Source organism: Methylobacterium sp. GXS13 (genome assembly GCF_001455965.1).
Taxonomy (GTDB): Bacteria; Pseudomonadota; Alphaproteobacteria; order Rhizobiales; family Beijerinckiaceae; genus Methylobacterium.
On sequence record NZ_LKKO01000001.1, the window covers coordinates 17,339 to 33,144 of the forward strand.

The 15,806-nt window shown below is 68.8% G+C and carries 15 protein-coding genes; 12 read left to right on the plus strand and 3 right to left on the minus strand.

Annotation, left to right across the window (positions count from 1 at the left end):
• Window positions 1-159 precede the first annotated feature (159 nt).
• The 4 genes from AO398_RS00095 to AO398_RS27165 all read left to right on the plus strand — a co-directional run bounded on the left by AO398_RS00095 (window position 160) and on the right by AO398_RS27165 (window position 6,279).
• Window positions 160-1,893, plus strand: a complete 1,734-nt coding sequence (locus tag AO398_RS00095; protein WP_152997353.1) for a hypothetical protein — start codon at window positions 160-162, stop codon at window positions 1,891-1,893.
• Window positions 1,894-1,932: 39 nt separating this feature from the next.
• Window positions 1,933-2,646, plus strand: coding sequence for a hypothetical protein (locus AO398_RS00100; RefSeq protein WP_058189984.1), 714 nt, complete (start codon window positions 1,933-1,935; stop codon window positions 2,644-2,646).
• A gap of 623 nt (window positions 2,647-3,269) precedes the next feature.
• Entirely contained in the window at window positions 3,270-3,467 is a 198-nt protein-coding gene (locus AO398_RS27160) for a type II toxin-antitoxin system ParD family antitoxin (protein WP_082643060.1), read from the plus strand.
• Window positions 3,421-6,279 (plus strand): GAF domain-containing protein, encoded by a 2,859-nt coding sequence (locus tag AO398_RS27165; RefSeq protein WP_152997354.1) that lies wholly within the window; start codon window positions 3,421-3,423, stop codon window positions 6,277-6,279. The genes AO398_RS27160 and AO398_RS27165 overlap by 47 nt, the downstream gene beginning before the upstream one ends.
• Before the next feature lie 338 nt (window positions 6,280-6,617).
• Here AO398_RS27165 and AO398_RS00110 read toward each other — a convergent pair whose 3' ends face one another.
• Window positions 6,618-7,181: a chemotaxis protein CheB gene (locus AO398_RS00110; RefSeq protein WP_058189985.1), complete on the minus strand. Its 564-nt coding sequence runs from the start codon at window positions 7,179-7,181 to the stop codon at window positions 6,618-6,620.
• A gap of 554 nt (window positions 7,182-7,735) precedes the next feature.
• Here AO398_RS00110 and AO398_RS00115 point away from each other — a divergent pair.
• Window positions 7,736-8,059, plus strand: a complete 324-nt coding sequence (locus AO398_RS00115; protein WP_058189986.1) for a metalloregulator ArsR/SmtB family transcription factor — start codon at window positions 7,736-7,738, stop codon at window positions 8,057-8,059.
• 5 nt (window positions 8,060-8,064) lie between these two features.
• Here the strand turns inward: AO398_RS00115 and AO398_RS00120 are convergent, their stop codons facing one another.
• Both AO398_RS00120 and AO398_RS00125 read right to left on the minus strand, forming a co-directional pair.
• Entirely contained in the window at window positions 8,065-9,381 is a 1,317-nt protein-coding gene (locus AO398_RS00120; RefSeq protein ID WP_058189987.1) for an ATP-binding protein, read from the minus strand.
• Window positions 9,378-10,040 (minus strand): response regulator, encoded by a 663-nt coding sequence (locus tag AO398_RS00125; protein WP_058189988.1) that lies wholly within the window; start codon window positions 10,038-10,040, stop codon window positions 9,378-9,380. The genes AO398_RS00120 and AO398_RS00125 overlap by 4 nt, the downstream gene beginning before the upstream one ends.
• Before the next feature lie 102 nt (window positions 10,041-10,142).
• Between AO398_RS00125 and dsbD the strand changes: the two genes are divergently transcribed.
• The 7 genes from dsbD to AO398_RS00160 all read left to right on the plus strand — a co-directional run bounded on the left by dsbD (window position 10,143) and on the right by AO398_RS00160 (window position 15,800).
• Window positions 10,143-11,924, plus strand: coding sequence for a protein-disulfide reductase DsbD (gene dsbD, locus AO398_RS00130; protein WP_058189989.1), 1,782 nt, complete (start codon window positions 10,143-10,145; stop codon window positions 11,922-11,924).
• Between the two features lie 38 nt (window positions 11,925-11,962).
• Window positions 11,963-12,598 carry a DsbA family protein gene (locus tag AO398_RS00135; RefSeq protein ID WP_058189990.1) on the plus strand — a complete coding sequence of 212 codons (636 nt, stop codon included), beginning with the start codon at window positions 11,963-11,965 and terminating at the stop codon, window positions 12,596-12,598.
• Entirely contained in the window at window positions 12,598-13,440 is an 843-nt protein-coding gene (locus AO398_RS00140) for a L,D-transpeptidase (RefSeq protein ID WP_201025686.1), read from the plus strand. The genes AO398_RS00135 and AO398_RS00140 overlap by 1 nt, the downstream gene beginning before the upstream one ends.
• On the plus strand, window positions 13,424-13,891 hold the full coding sequence (locus tag AO398_RS00145; protein ID WP_058189992.1) for a DsrE family protein: 468 nt from the start codon (window positions 13,424-13,426) through the stop codon (window positions 13,889-13,891). The genes AO398_RS00140 and AO398_RS00145 overlap by 17 nt, the downstream gene beginning before the upstream one ends.
• A 227-nt stretch (window positions 13,892-14,118) precedes the next feature.
• Entirely contained in the window at window positions 14,119-14,544 is a 426-nt protein-coding gene (locus tag AO398_RS00150) for a YeeE/YedE family protein (protein WP_058189993.1), read from the plus strand.
• 3 nt (window positions 14,545-14,547) lie between these two features.
• Entirely contained in the window at window positions 14,548-14,994 is a 447-nt protein-coding gene (locus tag AO398_RS00155; protein WP_058189994.1) for a YeeE/YedE family protein, read from the plus strand.
• Window positions 14,991-15,800 (plus strand): sulfite exporter TauE/SafE family protein, encoded by an 810-nt coding sequence (locus tag AO398_RS00160; protein WP_201025687.1) that lies wholly within the window; start codon window positions 14,991-14,993, stop codon window positions 15,798-15,800. Before AO398_RS00155 ends, AO398_RS00160 begins: the two co-directional genes overlap by 4 nt.
• The last annotated feature ends 6 nt before the right edge of the window (window positions 15,801-15,806 follow it).

A 15,806-nucleotide genomic window follows, 5' to 3' on the forward strand; every position in this document is an offset into this window, starting at 1 on the left:
ATCCGTCCGGCACCCTCTCGCGTTTCGTCACGGGCTATAGAAAGCTTGGCGAAGCCGGAGATTTGAACCTCGCCTGAGAACCCGTATCCTTGCCTCTGTCCTTCGGTCCCCTGCGGTCGTGATGCCCCGCGGTTGGCCCCCTCAGAGGCAAGCGCGAACGTGTCCTCCAAACACCTCCACGGTGCCCGTACGCTGGGCGTCGATGCCGGCATACCGGCTGCCCTCAACGACCGTCCCACGCGGTTCCTGACGCCCTCCCAGCACGCGAGTCTTATCCTCCCCCCGGGTGGCAAGGGGATGCTTGTGGCGGGTCGCCGGGACCGTCAGCCCGTCCTCTCCCGGACCGGTGAGCGCGAGTACCGCATCGCCTATGTGCAGGTCGGTGCCATGGCCGGGGACGTGGCTCAGGCGATCACCGGCTTCGACGTCGGGGGCGAGATCCTCGTCTCCATGAACACGTTCCGCCCGGCCGGAGTGTTCGGCGGGCACTACAGCGATCAGCCCAACAAGCGGCTCTCGAACCTCCTCCAGTTCCGCGCCAACTTCGCCGAGCTCGACTTCTACAAGCGGGGCGACTGGCGCCGACGAACCGCGCAGGAGATGATCTGGATCGTCCTCGACCGGTGCAATGCAGAGGGCATCCCGTCGCCGTCCTACATCGTGTCGTCGGGGCGTGGGCTTCACGTAGTCTGGCTGACCGAGGGCGTTCCCAGCGTCGCCCTGAGGGCGTGGAAGGCGGTGCAGAAGCGGCTCGCCGAGGTGTTCCATGACATGGGTCCGGACAAGGTCGGATCGGCCCCGACCTCGAACTTGCGCCTTGCCGGGACATCGAACCGCGGCGTCCCGGTCACCATGATCTGGCCGTCGACGGTGGGCCAGATCCAGAGGTTCTCGTTCCGCGGCCTGTGCGACGAGACCCTGCCGTACAGCCCCGAGCAGTGCCGGGAGTACCGGGAGGCCGCCGCGGCCAAGAAGGCAGCCAGGAAGGCGTCTGCGGCCAAGCGCGTGGCCAACGGTGGGTCGCCCGCCTTGGGCGTCGAGACCTACCGCGCCGCCATGGAGGCGGATCTCTGGAAGCTCCTCGACCACCGGTACCCGGCCGGCGTCCGGATCCGCACCGACGCGGACGACGACGGCACCCACGACAGGTTCCTGTTCGCGTTCGCCCGCCTCTGGGCATGCCGCATGGACGCCGACGAGATCGCTGCCGAGGTCGAGCGCCACGCCCGGCGGCTCGGCTACCGCACGCCCCGGCAGGCGGTGGGCGACGCCGGGGCCGTGATCCGGCGCCGCAGGATGGCCGACAACGGCAAGTCCCACCGCGCCCGTCCCGAGACATGTGGCTACACCTTCGGGCCGCAGCGCTTCGTGAAGGACTTCGACATCAGCTCCGAGGACGCCAGGGCGCTCGACCTTCGGATCCTCGTGCCCCTCGCCATGAAGGCGGAACGGGTCGCCGAGCGTCAGGCCAAAGTGCGGGCCTCCAAGGGTGCCAAGCCCCGTGCCGATGCCGCAGCGGAGCGCCTAAGCCTAGGCCGGCAGGCGTTGGCCTTCAGGGACGCGGAAGGGCTCAGCAGGCCCCAGCTGTGCCTCAGGATGGGCGTGAAGCCGACGCTCCTCGACAAGGCCATCCGCGAGGCCAAGGCACTGTCCGCAATTCCGGACGCGAAGCCCGTTAAGGCCGAGCCCAAGCGCAAGATCGCACACTCTCGCGTTCCGTCACGGTATATTGCAATCGCCGTCTCCGATGGCGATGCGCTTGAAGGTGTCCAGGAGCCCGCCTACACTCCCTTCGTTCGCGCAAAGGCATCACCTTCCGAGGACAGGCGGCCCGTCGCATCCGAGAGGATCGGCGGGCCGTCCCTTGTCGAGGACCTTGACCTCACGGCGTGACCTCGATCGCGTGACGCCAGCGGGGCTACGGTCCCGCCCATGGCTGGCCTACCCATCGATGTGATGACAGATGTCTGCGACCAAGTCGCAGCATGGCAGGCGGCGTTCCTGTCGGAGAGCACGCTCGACCGGTACCGGCGGGCGTGCGCGTGGACGATGTCGGGGGTCGCCAAGGGGGCCTGCCAGAACGTCACCGCCGCCGTCGACGTGGCCTTCCAGGATCTCATGCCCTGGATGCGCCGTGCATTCGGCTACACCTGGGCCCTCGGCAAGAACCGGGATGAGGTCGAGGCCGACGTCTACACACTGCCCTCGCAGTCGATCGTCATGAAGTACGGCATGGGGGACGGCCCCCAGATCCGCCGCCCCGGCGACGTCGGCCTAGCCAAGGACGTCATCTACGTTCCCAACTGGAAGAACCTCTCCCTCACCCAGGGGATCAACAGGAACAGCTTCGGCGACCTGCCCGGCGGGGTGGCCGCGCGCTTGGCACGCGAGGCGCTGGGGGAGCGTTCCAAGCGGCAGAGGCCGGGCAGGTGGGGCGTCTACAAGGGGGAGGTCGATGTCGGCGGGTCGCGCGTCATGGGGTACATCGCGCGTCCCCCGCGAGGGACCGCGCCCATAGGCAAGAACGGTCGATCCATAGTTATGATCCTGGCGCGCTTGCGCGCGCTCGCCGTCGCGCTCGAACAGGCCACTTACGAGCCCATCATGCTTCCCCCATACGGCGCCGCCATGCGCAGGGGCCGATGAACGGATCTCCGCGCTGATGAAGGCCGAACTCAAAGACGCCATCAAGTATCAGGCCTCGCGCGGGGGCCCGCTCTAGCTCGGCGGCTTGACCTAACCTTAACCCCCCTTCGGCTCGAAAGGCATGACGGCCGCGGCAGCCCCCTACCCGGGCTGATGGTGGTGGTCCCCCGGCTGCAGCGGGCGTTGCCCGCGCGGGGGATTACGGCCTCGAACCGGAGCGATCTTCATTCAATGCGGCACGTGTACCGGTGGAGCACGTCCCACCCCGACCTATGGGCGTCCGCAATTCCGGACGCGGCCCTCCCAAGATAGAGGGGCGTCGAAAAAGCGGACGGCCTCCTATCGACCCAACCCAGCCGCTGGAAGCACCGTCGGCGTTCCCCCGAAGCGGACGTTCGTCAACCGTCCGGCAACTTCAGCTCAGGGTGGGAAGGGGACCTCAGGTGCGCCGTCACCAGCAGACCTCCACAGGTGACGGAGGTTCATTCTCTACGAAGTTGAGCCTCGCCAGCTGATTGCTAATGCGACGGTAGTGACCGCCGAACTCATTCAGCTCGCGTCGAAGCGGCATACGGAGGTTGTCAACCTTTGACAGATCCCAATGGCCTGTTACCTACACGCCCATGTCAACCACACCGACCCGCAACTTTTCCCTGACGCCAGAACTCGATGGCTTCATCCGCGACTTGGTGGCGTCAGGTCGTTACAGCAACGCCAGCGAAGCCGTCCGCGCTGGTCTGCGTTTGCTGATTGAGCACGAGCAAATGATGAAGCGTGGGCGCAGCAGACCGGTGTCTGCTCACACCCAGCCTCGCCCCTGAGGCATCAGTGACCGCTTCTCCGCATCCGCTCACACCAAGTGCACCGCCTCCATTCCCTGCCACCAATGGGGATGTCGCCGCAGCGATCCGGGCACATGACTGGTCGGCTTTTTCGCTTGGATTGCCGCAGGCTTGGCCCACCGCCCTGCGCCTCGCCATCGAGCTGATCCTCGCTTCGCCCGAAAGCATGTTCCTGGCCTGGGGGCCGGAGCTGCGGTTCTTCCATAACGACACATACAGCCCGATCCTCGGCCCACGTCGCGCTAACGCCCTCGGCGTACCGATCGCCGACCTCTGGCCCGACGTCTGGGACCAAGTCCGACCCATCGCCGAGAGCGCGCTGGCGGGGAAAGCCAGTCGGTTCGACGACCTGCCCCTGACCATGGCGCGCTATGGCCATACGGAGCAGACGTGGTGGTCGTTCTCCTACTCGCCGTTGCGGGACGAGAGCGGGTCCGTCGTCGGGTTGTTCTGCGTGACCAACGAGACCACGCGGCAGGTGATGGCGAGCCGACGGCAGGCGTTCAACGCGGCGCTCGACGATGCCCTGCGCGGGCTGAGCGATCCCGTGGAGATCCAGGCTGCGGCATGCGCGACGCTCGGCGCACATCTCGACGTTGGCTGCGTCGGCTATGCCGAAGCGATCGACGAGACCGGTGAGCGCACGTTCATTGAACGGGACTGGACCGCACCTGGCTTCGCGAGTGCTGCAGGGCATCATGTGCTCGACGAGTACGGGCCGGTCATGAGCGCTCAGCTGCGGGCCGGCCGCACGGTCCGCATCGACGATACCGCCACCGATCCGACCACCGGGCCGGATACAGAACCTGCTTATGCCGCCATCGGAACGCGGTCGTTTCTAAACACGCCCCTCGTCAAGGGAAGTCGGCTCGTCGCGCTGCTCTATGCGCTGAACGGTACCCCGCGCCGCTGGGTCGACGATGAGGTCCGGCTCATCGAGGAGGTAGCCGAACGGACCTGGGCAGCGGTCGAGCGGGCGCGCTCCGAGGTGGCGTTGCGCGAGGAGCGGCGGACGCTGGAGACCCTCAACCGGGTCGGGACGGCTTTAGCCGCCGAACTCAACCTCGAACGTGTGGTTCAGATGGTCACCGACGCAGGGGTCGAGCTGACGGGGGCACAGTTCGGAGCGTTTTTCTACAACGTGCTCGACCCTAAGGGGGAGAGCTACATGCTCTACACCCTCTCAGGCGTCGACCGCTCCGAGTTCGACAAGTTCCCGATGCCGCGCAACACCTCCGTCTTCGCCCCGACCTTCGGCGGGGAAGGTGTGCTGCGTTCGGACGACATCCTGACCGATCATCGCTACGGCAAGAACACGCCGCATCGTGGCATGCCCAAAGGGCATCTACCCGTGCGCAGCTACCTCGCGGTGCCAGTCATCTCGCGTTCCGGCGAGGTGCTGGGCGGCCTGTTCTTCGGGCACCCTGAGACAGCGCGGTTCCAGCTCCGGCACGAGCACCTTATGACGGCGGTCGCGGCACAGGCAGCCATCGCGATCGACAACGCGCAGCTGTTCAAGGCCGCTCAGCGCGATCTCGAAGAGCGCCGCGTAGCCGAGGCGCGCTTGCGCGACCTCAACGAAACCCTCGAACAGCGCATAGCGAAGGCTATGGTCGAGCGAGCGGCCGTCGAGGAGGCCCTGCGCCAGTCGCAGAAGCTGGAGGCGATCGGCCAGCTCACCGGAGGCGTCGCGCACGACTTCAACAATCTGCTCACCGTCATCAAGTCGTCGACCGACCTGCTCAAGCGACCCGACTTGCCCGAGGCACGCCGCCTCCGCTACGTGGCCGCGATCTCGGACACCACTGACCGCGCCGCCAAGCTCACGGGCCAGCTGCTCGCCTTCGCCCGGCGCCAGGCCCTAAAGCCGGAGGTGTTCGATCTCGGCAAAAGCGTCGCGGCCATCGGCGACATGCTCGGCACCCTCACCGGTTCTCGCATCCGGGTGGCGACCCAATTACCGGGGGAGGCCGTCTTCGTCGACGCCGACCCAAGCCAGTTCGATACCGCCATCGTCAACATGGCGATCAACGCCCGTGACGCGATGGAAGGCGAGGGCGTGCTAGCCATCGTAGTCGAAGCAGTGTCGGGCATCCCAGCGCTTCGGGCCCACGCCCCCATGCAGGGGGACTTCGTGTCTGTATCAATCACGGACACGGGTTCGGGGATCGCCGCCAGCGACATCGAGCGGATCTTCGAGCCGTTCTTCACGACAAAGGCCGTCGGACACGGGACGGGCCTGGGCCTCAGCCAGGTATTCGGCTTCGCCAAGCAGTCGGGGGGCGAGGTCTCGGTGACGAGCGTGGTTGGGCAAGGCACAACCTTCACGCTGTACCTGCCTGGCGCCGGACAGGACCAGCGACCAGTGACGTCCGAGCCTGAGCCAGCGGCGCTCGTCGCGGGCCACGGCACGCGCGTGCTGGTCGTCGAGGACAACGTAGAGGTTGGGAGCTTTGCGACCCAGTCGTTAGCCGAACTAGGCTACCGGACGGTCTGGGCGGCCAACGCCCAGGAGGCGCTGGCCGAGTTGGCCAAGGAGGCGGCCCGGTTCGATGTGGTGTTCTCGGACGTGATGATGCCCGGCATGAGTGGGATCGAACTAGGGCAGGAGATCCGGAAGTTGTATCACGACCTGCCGGTAGTCCTGACCTCGGGGTACAGCCACGTCCTCGCGCAGAACGGAACCTACGGGTTCGAGTTGCTGCACAAGCCGTACTCGGTCGAGCAACTCTCGCGTGTCCTGCGCAAGGTGTCGACCTGGCAGAGGCGCAAGCGCATTCTCGCTGGCTGATCGCTTTCCATTAGCCTAACGTTGACTAGATACGCACGCGCACCTTGGCCATACATGCAATCCTTGATGCCGGCGAAGACAAACGACCCGTTCATGGGGCGGGTCGCACGCAAACCAGGTGACCCACGCGGCGCTGCCACGAAGTGGACGTTCCGAATAGTTTCAGGAGTGTCGTGAATGGGCGCGGCGGCAACGTCTGCTCACGTACGTTACCGTCTGAAAGCGGACAAGCGGAAATCCACCCAACCTAGCCCCCTGCTTCGCCACGAGATCCTGCCATAATCAGCCGTCCGGCAATTCCGGCTAGAGAAAAGCGAACGTTCGCCCTGGCGAAACCCTCAATCGTTGCAAGCACAGTGCGCAACGATCCGCTCAGCCAAGCGGTCGGCGGTGAGGGATGTCTCCGGGTGATCCAGCCTCAGTGCGGCCTGAGGCATCTCTGGATATTCGGCCTCGGCCAAATCTTGCACGAGGCCAAGGCCGCCACGTGCCGTGATCGCACACATGCCCTTAGCTCCGTCGCTATTGCCGCCGCTGAGTACGATCCCGACGACGCGCTTGCCGTAACTCTCGGCTGCTGACACGAACAACGGATCGGCGGCTGGGCGGGTGAAGTTCACCTTGGGTTTCTGATCAAGAAGAATTGCACTCAAGCCCAATCGCATGTGGTAGTCGGATGGTGCGACGTAGATGTGGCCGCGCTCAATGACCTCCCCGTGCCGCCCGAAAGTGACCGGAAGTCTGCCGCGCCGACTAAGGATGTCGGGTAGGACGCTTGGGTTTGCCCCGATGTGCTGCACGACGAACACGGAGGCGCGGAAGTTGGGCGGCAAAGCCTCGACGATCCGCACGAGCGGTTTGAGGCCGCCAGCGGAGAGGGCGATGACAATGATGGCACTCATTTCCCCGCTACAATCACCGTAGCAAGCGCGGGTTCGGTTGCGTCTGGCCGAATATCCGAAAAGGATCGTAAGCGGGCACGGAGGCGATGTCCGCTTCTATCGATTGCCGCCCAAAAGCAGAATATCGGAAAACCACCCATGTTGGTCGTAGAGCGAACTGGCGGGTCCCGTCCTGCGTCGGACGCTGGTTTAATGGGCCACAACATGCTAATGTTGTGACACATAAATCGTCGTCGGAACCCCATGGCTGAGCCGCTGTCGGACGCGGCGTTCATACGTCTTTGCTGACCAAGCTTCCGATGCCCGCGGTAACGGCAACACCAGCCCGTTCACCGACCGCTGCCCCGGCAGCCCCCCCGAGGTCGCAAAAGTCTGCTTATCGGCAACGTTCGAGGAAGGGCCTCGCTATGTCCCGATGGCCCATTTCATCGCAATCCGAGGTCCTTAAGCGGAGCGGAGTCCTTGTCGCAAAGTGGCGATATGGCGGGACGAAACGCACACGCTATATTAGGGTAAGCTAATTAAGGTGGAATCAGAAATCAGGGCCGGGGCCGATGGACGCCGTCACGCCGAACGAACTGATGCGGCTTCAGGTTAAGGCCGGCGACGCGGCGCGCCTGCTCCGGCTGATGGCCAACGAGAAGCGCCTGATGATCCTGTGCCTGCTCATGGCCCGTGGCGAGATGGACGTCACGCGCCTCGCCGAGGCGGTCGAGCTCAGCCAGTCGGCCCTGTCGCAGCACCTTGCCAAACTTCGGGAAGACAGGCTCGTCGCCTATCGCCGCGAGAGCCAGACGCTCCACTACCGGCTTGAGGACCCCCGCGCCGCCCGGGTGTTGGCGACGCTCAAAGATATTTTTTGCCCGGAACTCGCCTGACTGCTTCAGGCGCGGACGATCTCCGCCTCAAGCCCCGGGCGATCCGGCCGGTTGCGCAGTCGCAGGCTCAGGCCGCTCCGGCGGGACGCCAACTCGGCGATGGCGAGGCCAAGCCCGCTCCCGGTCGCGCTCTTGTGGCGCCCGCGGAAGAAGCGCGTCGTCACGTGCGGCAGTTCCTCGGCGGGTATCCCGGGACCCTCATCGCGCACGAGGACGCCCTCCCCACCGGGACGGGCCAGCCATTCCACTGTACCGGCCACCATATGCTGCACGGCGTTCTCGTGCAGGTTGCGGACCGCCAGCCGCAGGCTTTCCGGGTCGGCCCGCAGGGTGTAGCCGCGCAGCCCCGGGTCGATCAGGGTCCGCACCCCTGGCGGAACCCGCATCCCGTCGACGGTCTCGGCCACCAGCGCACCCACGTCGACCTCCGCCAGGGTCGGCGTCTCCCCGGCGGCGTCGAGCCTGGCGGCGTCGAGCAGTTGCCGGACGAGGCGGGTGGTGCGGTCAACGGCCGCCAGGATCTGGCGCAGCGCCGCCTTCGCCACGTCCGGGTCGGTGGTGGCCATGGCGACCTGGGCCTGGGTCTTCAGCCCAGCCAGCGGCGTGCGCAACTCGTGCGCGGCGAAGGCCGTCACCTCCCGCTCGTGCCGGCGCGCCGCCTCGACCTTGAGGAACAGGCCGTTCAGGGCGTCGGCCAGCGGCCGGACCTCGGCGGGGGCCCGGCCGGCATCGATGGCGCTCATGTCGTCGGCGTCGCGGCCGGCGAGGTCGCGGGCCATCCGGTGCAAGGGGCGAAGGCCCCGCCCGAGGCTCGCCCAGATCAGCATCCCGAGGAACGGTACGACCAGAAGCGCGGGTGTGACGAGGCCCATGATGAGATCGGTGACGAGGCGCTCGCGCAGGTCGAGGCGGTCGCCGACCATGACACGCACGCCCTTCGCCGCGTCCTCGACGGTGAACACCCGCCACGTCTCGCCGTCGACCTCGCGTTCGGAGAAGCCGGCCGGCGCATCGGTCAGACGGCGCTCCGGAGCACCGCTCGACCGCGCGACCATGCGTCCGTCCAGGGACCAGATCTGGCAGGAGAGCTGCCGCTCGTAGGCCGTCGGCGCCGGGATGGTGGACGGCGTCCCGTCGGGAGCCGTGCCGCCGACCGCGCCCACCAGGGAGCCGACCATGCGCGCGGCCTCCTGCAGGCGGTTGTCGAGAACCTGTTCCACCTCGCGCTTCGAGCCGAGGTAGATCCAGGCGACCGCGCTGAGCCAGATCAGGCCGGTCGCGAGGAGCAGGATGGCGAAGAGCCTGACGCGCAGGGATGTCATGCCGGCGCCCTCATCCGATAGCCGAGGCCGCGCACCGTCTCGATGGCGTGCTTGCCGATCTTGGCGCGAAGGTTGTGCACGTGGACCTCGACGGCGTTGCTCTCGACCTCCTCCTGCCAGCCGTAGAGGCGCTCCTCCAACTCGACCTTGGAGCGGAGGACGTCAGGGCGTTCCATGAGGGCCGCCAGCACCATGACCTCGCGCCGGGACAGGCCGACCGGCACGCCGTCGACCGTGACGGCGAGGCTCCCCGGATCGAGCCGGATACCGCCGTGCTCCAGGAGGGCGGCGGCCCTGCGCGAGGCCCGCCGGACGACGGCACGGATGCGGGCGGAGAGTTCATCGAGGTCGAATGGCTTTCCAAGGTAGTCGTCGGCGCCGCCGTCGAGCCCGGCGATCCGGTCGGCCACCGCGTCGCGCGCCGTGAGGAGGACGACAGGCGTGCGGTCCTTCCGGCGGCGCAGGCCGTGCAGCACGTCGAGGCCGGAGCCGTCGGGGAGCATGAGGTCGAGCACGATGGCCGAGAACGCGCTCGTGGCGAGCGCCGCCTCGGCGTCGGCGCAGGTCGCGACGCAATCGACCGTCGCCCCGCCGAGGCCGAGCCCCGACCTGAGCCCGTCCGAGAGGATGGGATCGTCCTCGACGACGAGGATGCGCATGCGTGTCTCCCTTCGTGGCCTCCATCCTCCGGGCCTGGCTTAAGCCTGGCTTAAGCTGCGTTTCGGACCCGCGGCGGGCCGATCCGAGCCCAGACCCCGCCCATGCCGAACGTGTTCGCCCACCTCGTCCTCGCCGCCCTGCTCTGGGCCGGCTCCTCGCTATGGTCGCCGGGGCAGTGCCGCGAGCCCGGCGCGCGGCCGTCGCCCTTCACCGTCGATGCGGCCCGCGACCCCGACCTGTCTCTTCACCTGCGCTGGACCATCGCCGACGGCACCTACCTCTACCGTGACAAGATCGCCGCCACGGACGGGCGCGGCAGGGAGCTTCCCGTCAGCACCCGACCCGGGGACACCAAGGACGACCCGAACTTCGGGCCGACGGAAGTCTACCACGGCGCGACGGAGGCCATCGTGCCGGGTGCGGCCCTGGCGGGGGTGCGTGAGGTACGCGTCACCTATCAGGGCTGCGCTGAGAGGGGCATCTGCTACCCGCCGGTCACGAAGCGGCTGGACCTCGCCTCCCTGGCGAGCGCCGGCGCGTCCCCAGCCGACGAAGCCACCCCCGCCGCAGAGCCCGCAGGCGGGACGGTCGCCGCGCCCACCCGCCAGAATGTCTTCCCCGCCGGACCGGCCCCCCCCCTCGTCGGCGACCTCGCCGGTGTCCTGGCAGGCATGTTCGGGCTCGGCCTCCTGCTGGCGTTCACCCCCTGCGTGCTGCCGATGGTGCCGATCCTGTCGGGCATGATCGTCCGCTCGGGCCAGGGCCTCACGCCGGGGCGGGGCCTGGCGCTGTCCGGAAGCTACGTCCTCGCCATGGCGGCGGCCTATGCCAGCCTCGGCGTCGTGGCGGCCTGGCTCGGTCGAAACCTGCAGGTTGCGCTCCAGACCCCGCTCGCCCTCGGCCTGATGACCACCGCGTTCGTCGTGCTCGCCCTGTCGATGTTCGGCCTGTTCGACCTGCAGGCGCCCCGCTGGTGGCGGGCCCGCTTCGGCCCCCCGGCGGCGCAGGGGGGATCGGTCGCCGGCGCCGCGTTCCTCGGCTTCAGCTCGGCCCTCGTCGTCGGGCCCTGCGTGACTCCGCCGCTCGCCGCCGCCCTGCTCTACGTCGCCCAGACGGGGGATGTCCTGCGCGGGGCGCTGGCCCTCTTCGCCCTTGGCCTCGGGATGGGCGCGCCGCTGGTGCTGGTCGGCGCGTTCGGAGCCGGCATCCTGCCTCGGTCCGGCCCCTGGCTGGTACGGGCGAAACAGGCTTTCGGCTTCATCTTCCTGGCTCTCGCGGCCTCGCTCGTGACCCGCCTGCTGCCGGACGGGCTGTCGCTTCTTCTCTGGGCGGTATTGGCCATCGGCCTCGGGCTGGCGCTCGCGGCGATCTCCGCGAACGGCCGCCCGTCACGCGCCGGTCGCGCGGCGGGCTTGGTAGCCGTCACCTATGGCGGCCTCCTTCTCCTCGGGGCCGCCACGGGCGCCGACGATCCACTGCGGCCTCTCGCCGGCCTCAGCCCGTCCCACCCGGACCGCATCGCCGAGGCCCGGACGGTCTCTACGCTCCCCGCATTCGAGGCGGCCCTCCTGGCGGCCCGAGCCGAGGGCAAGCCGGTGCTCGTCGAGTTCGCCGCCGACTGGTGCACCGTCTGCCGGACGAACGAGCGGACCGTCCTGGCGGATGACGGCATCCGGGAGCGGCTCAAGGCCGTCTCGGTCATCCGGGCCGACGTCACCCGCGACGACGACGCCACCCGCGCCCTGATGCGACGCTTCGATGTGGTCGGACCGCCGACCCTCATCCTGATGCATCCCGATGGCGGCGAGGTCCGGGACGCACGCACCGAGGGCGAGCTCACGGTCGAGGACCTGAAGCGCCGTCTCGCCCTCGTCGGAGCCTGAGCCCCCCTTTCGACGCACCCATACCCACGGAGACAGCCATGAACCGCAGGACCTTGCTCGCCCTTCTGTCCGCCGCAACGCTCGCGCCGACCCTGCTGTCGCTGGCGCCCCACACCGAGGAGGCCTTCGCCCAGGGCATCGACCCGAACGCCATCCTCAACGACCCCGAGGCGCCGATCTCGGGTAACCCGAAGGGCGACCTGACGATCGTCGCCTTCCTCGATTACAACTGCCCCTTCTGCAAGAAGGCCGAGCCCGACCTGCTCCGGCTGGTCAAGTCGGACGGTCGCATCCGCCTCGTCCACAAGGACTGGCCGATCCTCGGCGAGGCTTCCGTCTACGGCGCACAGCTTGCCCTCGCGGCGAAGTACCAGGGGCGCTACGACGACGTGCATCGCGCGCTGATGGGCATCCCCGGCCGCAAGATCCCGAAGGAGCGGATGCTGGAGGCGGTCTCCGCCTCGGGCGTCGACATGGCCCGGCTGGAGGCGGACCGCACGGCCCACCAGAGCGAGATCGCCGCCCTGCTCCAGCGTAACCTCGACCAGGCGGACGCCCTCGGCCTGCAGGGCACGCCGGTCTTCCTAATCGGCCCGCTGAAGGTGGCGGCCGCCCTCGATTACGACGGCTTCAAGCAGGCGGTGGCACAGGCGCGCGCCAAGGGCCGCTCGTGATGCGGCCGGTCTTGCGCCTCCCGGCGCTCCTCGCGCTCGCCGTGGCGCTCGGAGCCTGCACGGCATCGATGGGCGCCCCCGGTCCGGTCGCGGAGGCGGGGCCGCGCCTCCCGGCGGATGCCGTTCGTCGCTACGCCGCCATCACCGACGAGCCGTTCCCGGTCGATGCGGTCGAGCCGCGCGACCTCAAGGCCCGCAACGTCCGCCAGGTCGTGGACTATCCGACCAGGCAGCCGCCCGGCACCCTCGTGGTCGATCCCTACCGGCGCTTCCTCTACCTCGTCATGGAGGGCGGCAAGGCGATGCGCTACGGGGTCGGGGTGGGCAAGGCCGGCTTCGAGTTCACCGGGGAGGCGACGGTCGCGCGCAAGGCGTCCTGGCCGCGCTGGACGCCGACCCCAGACATGCTCCGGCGTGACCCGGAGCGGAACGGGCGCTGGGCCGGCGGGATGCCCGGGGGCGCACGCAATCCCCTCGGGGCCCGGGCGCTCTACCTGTTCAAGGACGGCAAGGACACGCTCTACCGCATCCACGGCACCACCGAGCCCTGGAGCATCGGCGAGGCGGTTTCCTCAGGGTGCATCCGCATGCTGAACCAGGACGTCATCGACCTGCACCGCCGCGTGCCCACCGGCACGATGGTGGTCGTGCTCGGGTCGCAGGGCACCGCACATGCCGCGCGGCCGGCGGCGCCGGAGACGACCGGTAGCCTCCGCGGCGACGCCGGGCCGGTCCGGAGAGACGGTTTGGACCATGCCCGCCTCGACGGCCTCTCCCGCGGCGCCTCGGAAGCGCCCGAACCCCTGACGGACGAAGGAGTGGCGGATGAAGACGGTCTTTAGGAGCCTGATGCTGGCCGTCGCCATCGCGACCGTGGGCATCGGGGCGGTCCGTGCCGGCTCGGAGGCGCCGGCCGGCTACTATGCCGACCAGAAGGTGGTCTACCACAACGGCGGAGGCGGCCCTGACGGAGGGGCCTACTTCAAGCGCCTGCTCGGCAACCTGCGCAACCACGTCCAGGCCGTGGGCAAGGCGCATGTCGAGATCCGCGTGGTGAGCCTGGGCGACGGGGTCGGGCTCTTCCAGTCGGCCGCAACCGACAAGGAACTCGCCGCCCGCATCGACGCCCTCAAGGGGATGGGCGTCCGGTTCCTGGTCTGCGCCAACACCCTGCGCGAACGGAAGATCGACCGCGGTACCCTGTACGGCGTCGAGGAGGACGACCTCGTGCCGAGCGGCGTCGCCGAACTGGCGCGCCTGCAGGGCATGGGGTTCGCCTACGTCCATCCCTGATCCCGTGAAACGGTAGACGACGAGCCCCCCGCCGGCACCCGTCTGCGGGGGCCACCCCGCCGGCCACCGCACCCGCCCGGCGCGCCCCAAGCCGAGGCACGAGTTTCCCACTTGCCATTCCATTAGATATTGCTAATTGAGCGTTAGCTAATGTTCTATTCGGCAGGGGACGGCGTGCCCCGCGGCCAGCCGGGCCTCGTCCGGACCAACGCCTGGGAGCGACCACCATGGACGGCATCACGCCCGTCAGCGCCCTCGCCGGCGGTGCCATGATCGGCACCTCCGCGGCCATGTTCCTGCTCCTCAACGGACGGATCGCCGGCATCAGCGGCATCCTCGGCGGCCTCCTGGCCCCGCCGTCTCGCGAGACCGGCTGGCGCGCCGCCTTCGTGGCAGGTCTCGTCCTGGCGCCGTTCGCCTACGCCGGCCTGGGTGGCAGCCTGCCGCCGGTGACGGTCGAGGCATCGTTCCCCCTTCTGATCCTCGCGGGCCTGCTGGTCGGGTTCGGATCGCGTCTCGGGGCCGGCTGCACCAGCGGCCACGGCGTCTGCGGCATCGGCCGCGGCTCGCGCCGTTCGCTGGCCGCGACCGGCACCTTCATGGCCATCGCCATGCTGACCGTCCTCGTCGCCCGCCATCTCGTCGGAGCCTGAGCCATGGCCAAGACCGCCTCCGCCTTCGCCGTCGGCCTCCTGTTCGGCCTCGGCCTCCTCGTCTCGGGCATGGCCGATCCGGCCAAGGTCCTTGCCTTCCTCGACGTCACGGGACGCTGGGACCCCAGCTTGGCCCTCGTGATGGTCGGCGCCGTCGCAGTCTCGGCGACCGGCTATCTCGTGGCGCGGCGCCGCGGACGTCCGGTGCTCGCCTCCCGGCTTGAGATCCCGACCCGGCGCGACCTCGATCCGCGGCTGATCGCCGGCGCCGCGGTGTTCGGCCTCGGCTGGGGCCTCGCCGGCCTCTGCCCGGGGCCGGCGCTCACCCTAATGACGGTCGCACCGACGCAAGCGGTGACCTTCGTCGCCGCCATGGTCGTCGGGATGCTGATGTTTCGCCTCCTGCCCTCGGCAGCCCCAAAGGCGGCGGTTCAAGGAGCCGACGCATGATGCCCGGTCCCCTCACATCCGGTCTCGCCGCCGGCTCGGGCGGGATCGTGGGCGTGATCCTCGGCCTCGTCGGCGGGGGTGGCTCGATCCTCGCGGTCCCGCTCCTGACCTACGTCGTCGGCGTGTCCTCCCCCCATGTCGCCATCGGGACGAGCGCCCTGGCGGTCTCGGTCAGCGCGGCGGGCAACCTCGTCCCGCAATGGCGGGCTGGGAACGTGAAGTGGCGCTGCGCGGCGGCGTTCTCGCTCGCCGGGGTCCTCGGCGCACTCGCCGGCTCGGCGGCCGCCAAGGCGGTCGACGGGAAGAGCCTGCTCGCCCTGTTCGGGGTCGTCATGCTCGTGGTCGGCGGCCTGATGCTGCGCAGGCGGCGCGGCGAGGGCGACCCGGACGTGCGCCTGACCAAGGCCAGCGCCCCGGTGCTCCTGCCCTGGCTCCTCGGCATCGGCCTCGCGGTCGGCCTGTTCTCCGGCTTCTTCGGCATCGGCGGGGGATTCCTGATCGTGCCGGGCCTGATGCTGGCGACGTCGATGCCGCTGCCCATGGCCATCGGCACCTCGCTGGTCGCGGTCAGCGCCTTCGGGGCGGCGACCGCGGCGAGCTACGCCGCCTCCGGCCTGATCGACTGGCCGCTCGCCGGCCTGTTCATCCTGGGAGGGGTGCTCGGCGGCCTCGTCGGCACACGCCTCGGCCAACGCCTCGCCGGGCGCAAGCGCGCCCTGACCGTCACCTTCGCCGGCCTCGTCATCCTGGTCGGCCTCTACGTCGTCGCCCGCGGGGCCCTGTCGCTCCTTGGCGCGGGCAACTGAACCTCG

Excerpts from the sequence above, each read along its gene's own strand:
- AO398_RS00150 (WP_058189993.1), top strand. The coding sequence starts at position 14,119 with ATGGACGGCATCACGCCCGTCAGCGCCCTCGCCGGCGGTGCCATGATC.
- AO398_RS00110 (WP_058189985.1), bottom strand. The coding sequence starts at position 7,181 with ATGAGTGCCATCATTGTCATCGCCCTCTCCGCTGGCGGCCTCAAACCG.
- AO398_RS00120 (WP_058189987.1), bottom strand. The coding sequence starts at position 9,381 with ATGACATCCCTGCGCGTCAGGCTCTTCGCCATCCTGCTCCTCGCGACC.
- AO398_RS00115 (WP_058189986.1), top strand. The coding sequence starts at position 7,736 with ATGGACGCCGTCACGCCGAACGAACTGATGCGGCTTCAGGTTAAGGCC.
- AO398_RS00145 (WP_058189992.1), top strand. The coding sequence starts at position 13,424 with ATGAAGACGGTCTTTAGGAGCCTGATGCTGGCCGTCGCCATCGCGACC.
- AO398_RS00160 (WP_201025687.1), top strand. The coding sequence starts at position 14,991 with ATGATGCCCGGTCCCCTCACATCCGGTCTCGCCGCCGGCTCGGGCGGG.
- AO398_RS27160 (WP_082643060.1), top strand. The coding sequence starts at position 3,270 with ATGTCAACCACACCGACCCGCAACTTTTCCCTGACGCCAGAACTCGAT.
- AO398_RS00135 (WP_058189990.1), top strand. The coding sequence starts at position 11,963 with ATGAACCGCAGGACCTTGCTCGCCCTTCTGTCCGCCGCAACGCTCGCG.
- dsbD (WP_058189989.1), top strand. The coding sequence starts at position 10,143 with ATGCCGAACGTGTTCGCCCACCTCGTCCTCGCCGCCCTGCTCTGGGCC.
- AO398_RS00125 (WP_058189988.1), bottom strand. The coding sequence starts at position 10,040 with ATGCGCATCCTCGTCGTCGAGGACGATCCCATCCTCTCGGACGGGCTC.
- AO398_RS00140 (WP_201025686.1), top strand. The coding sequence starts at position 12,598 with ATGCGGCCGGTCTTGCGCCTCCCGGCGCTCCTCGCGCTCGCCGTGGCG.
- AO398_RS00155 (WP_058189994.1), top strand. The coding sequence starts at position 14,548 with ATGGCCAAGACCGCCTCCGCCTTCGCCGTCGGCCTCCTGTTCGGCCTC.
- AO398_RS00100 (WP_058189984.1), top strand. The coding sequence starts at position 1,933 with ATGGCTGGCCTACCCATCGATGTGATGACAGATGTCTGCGACCAAGTC.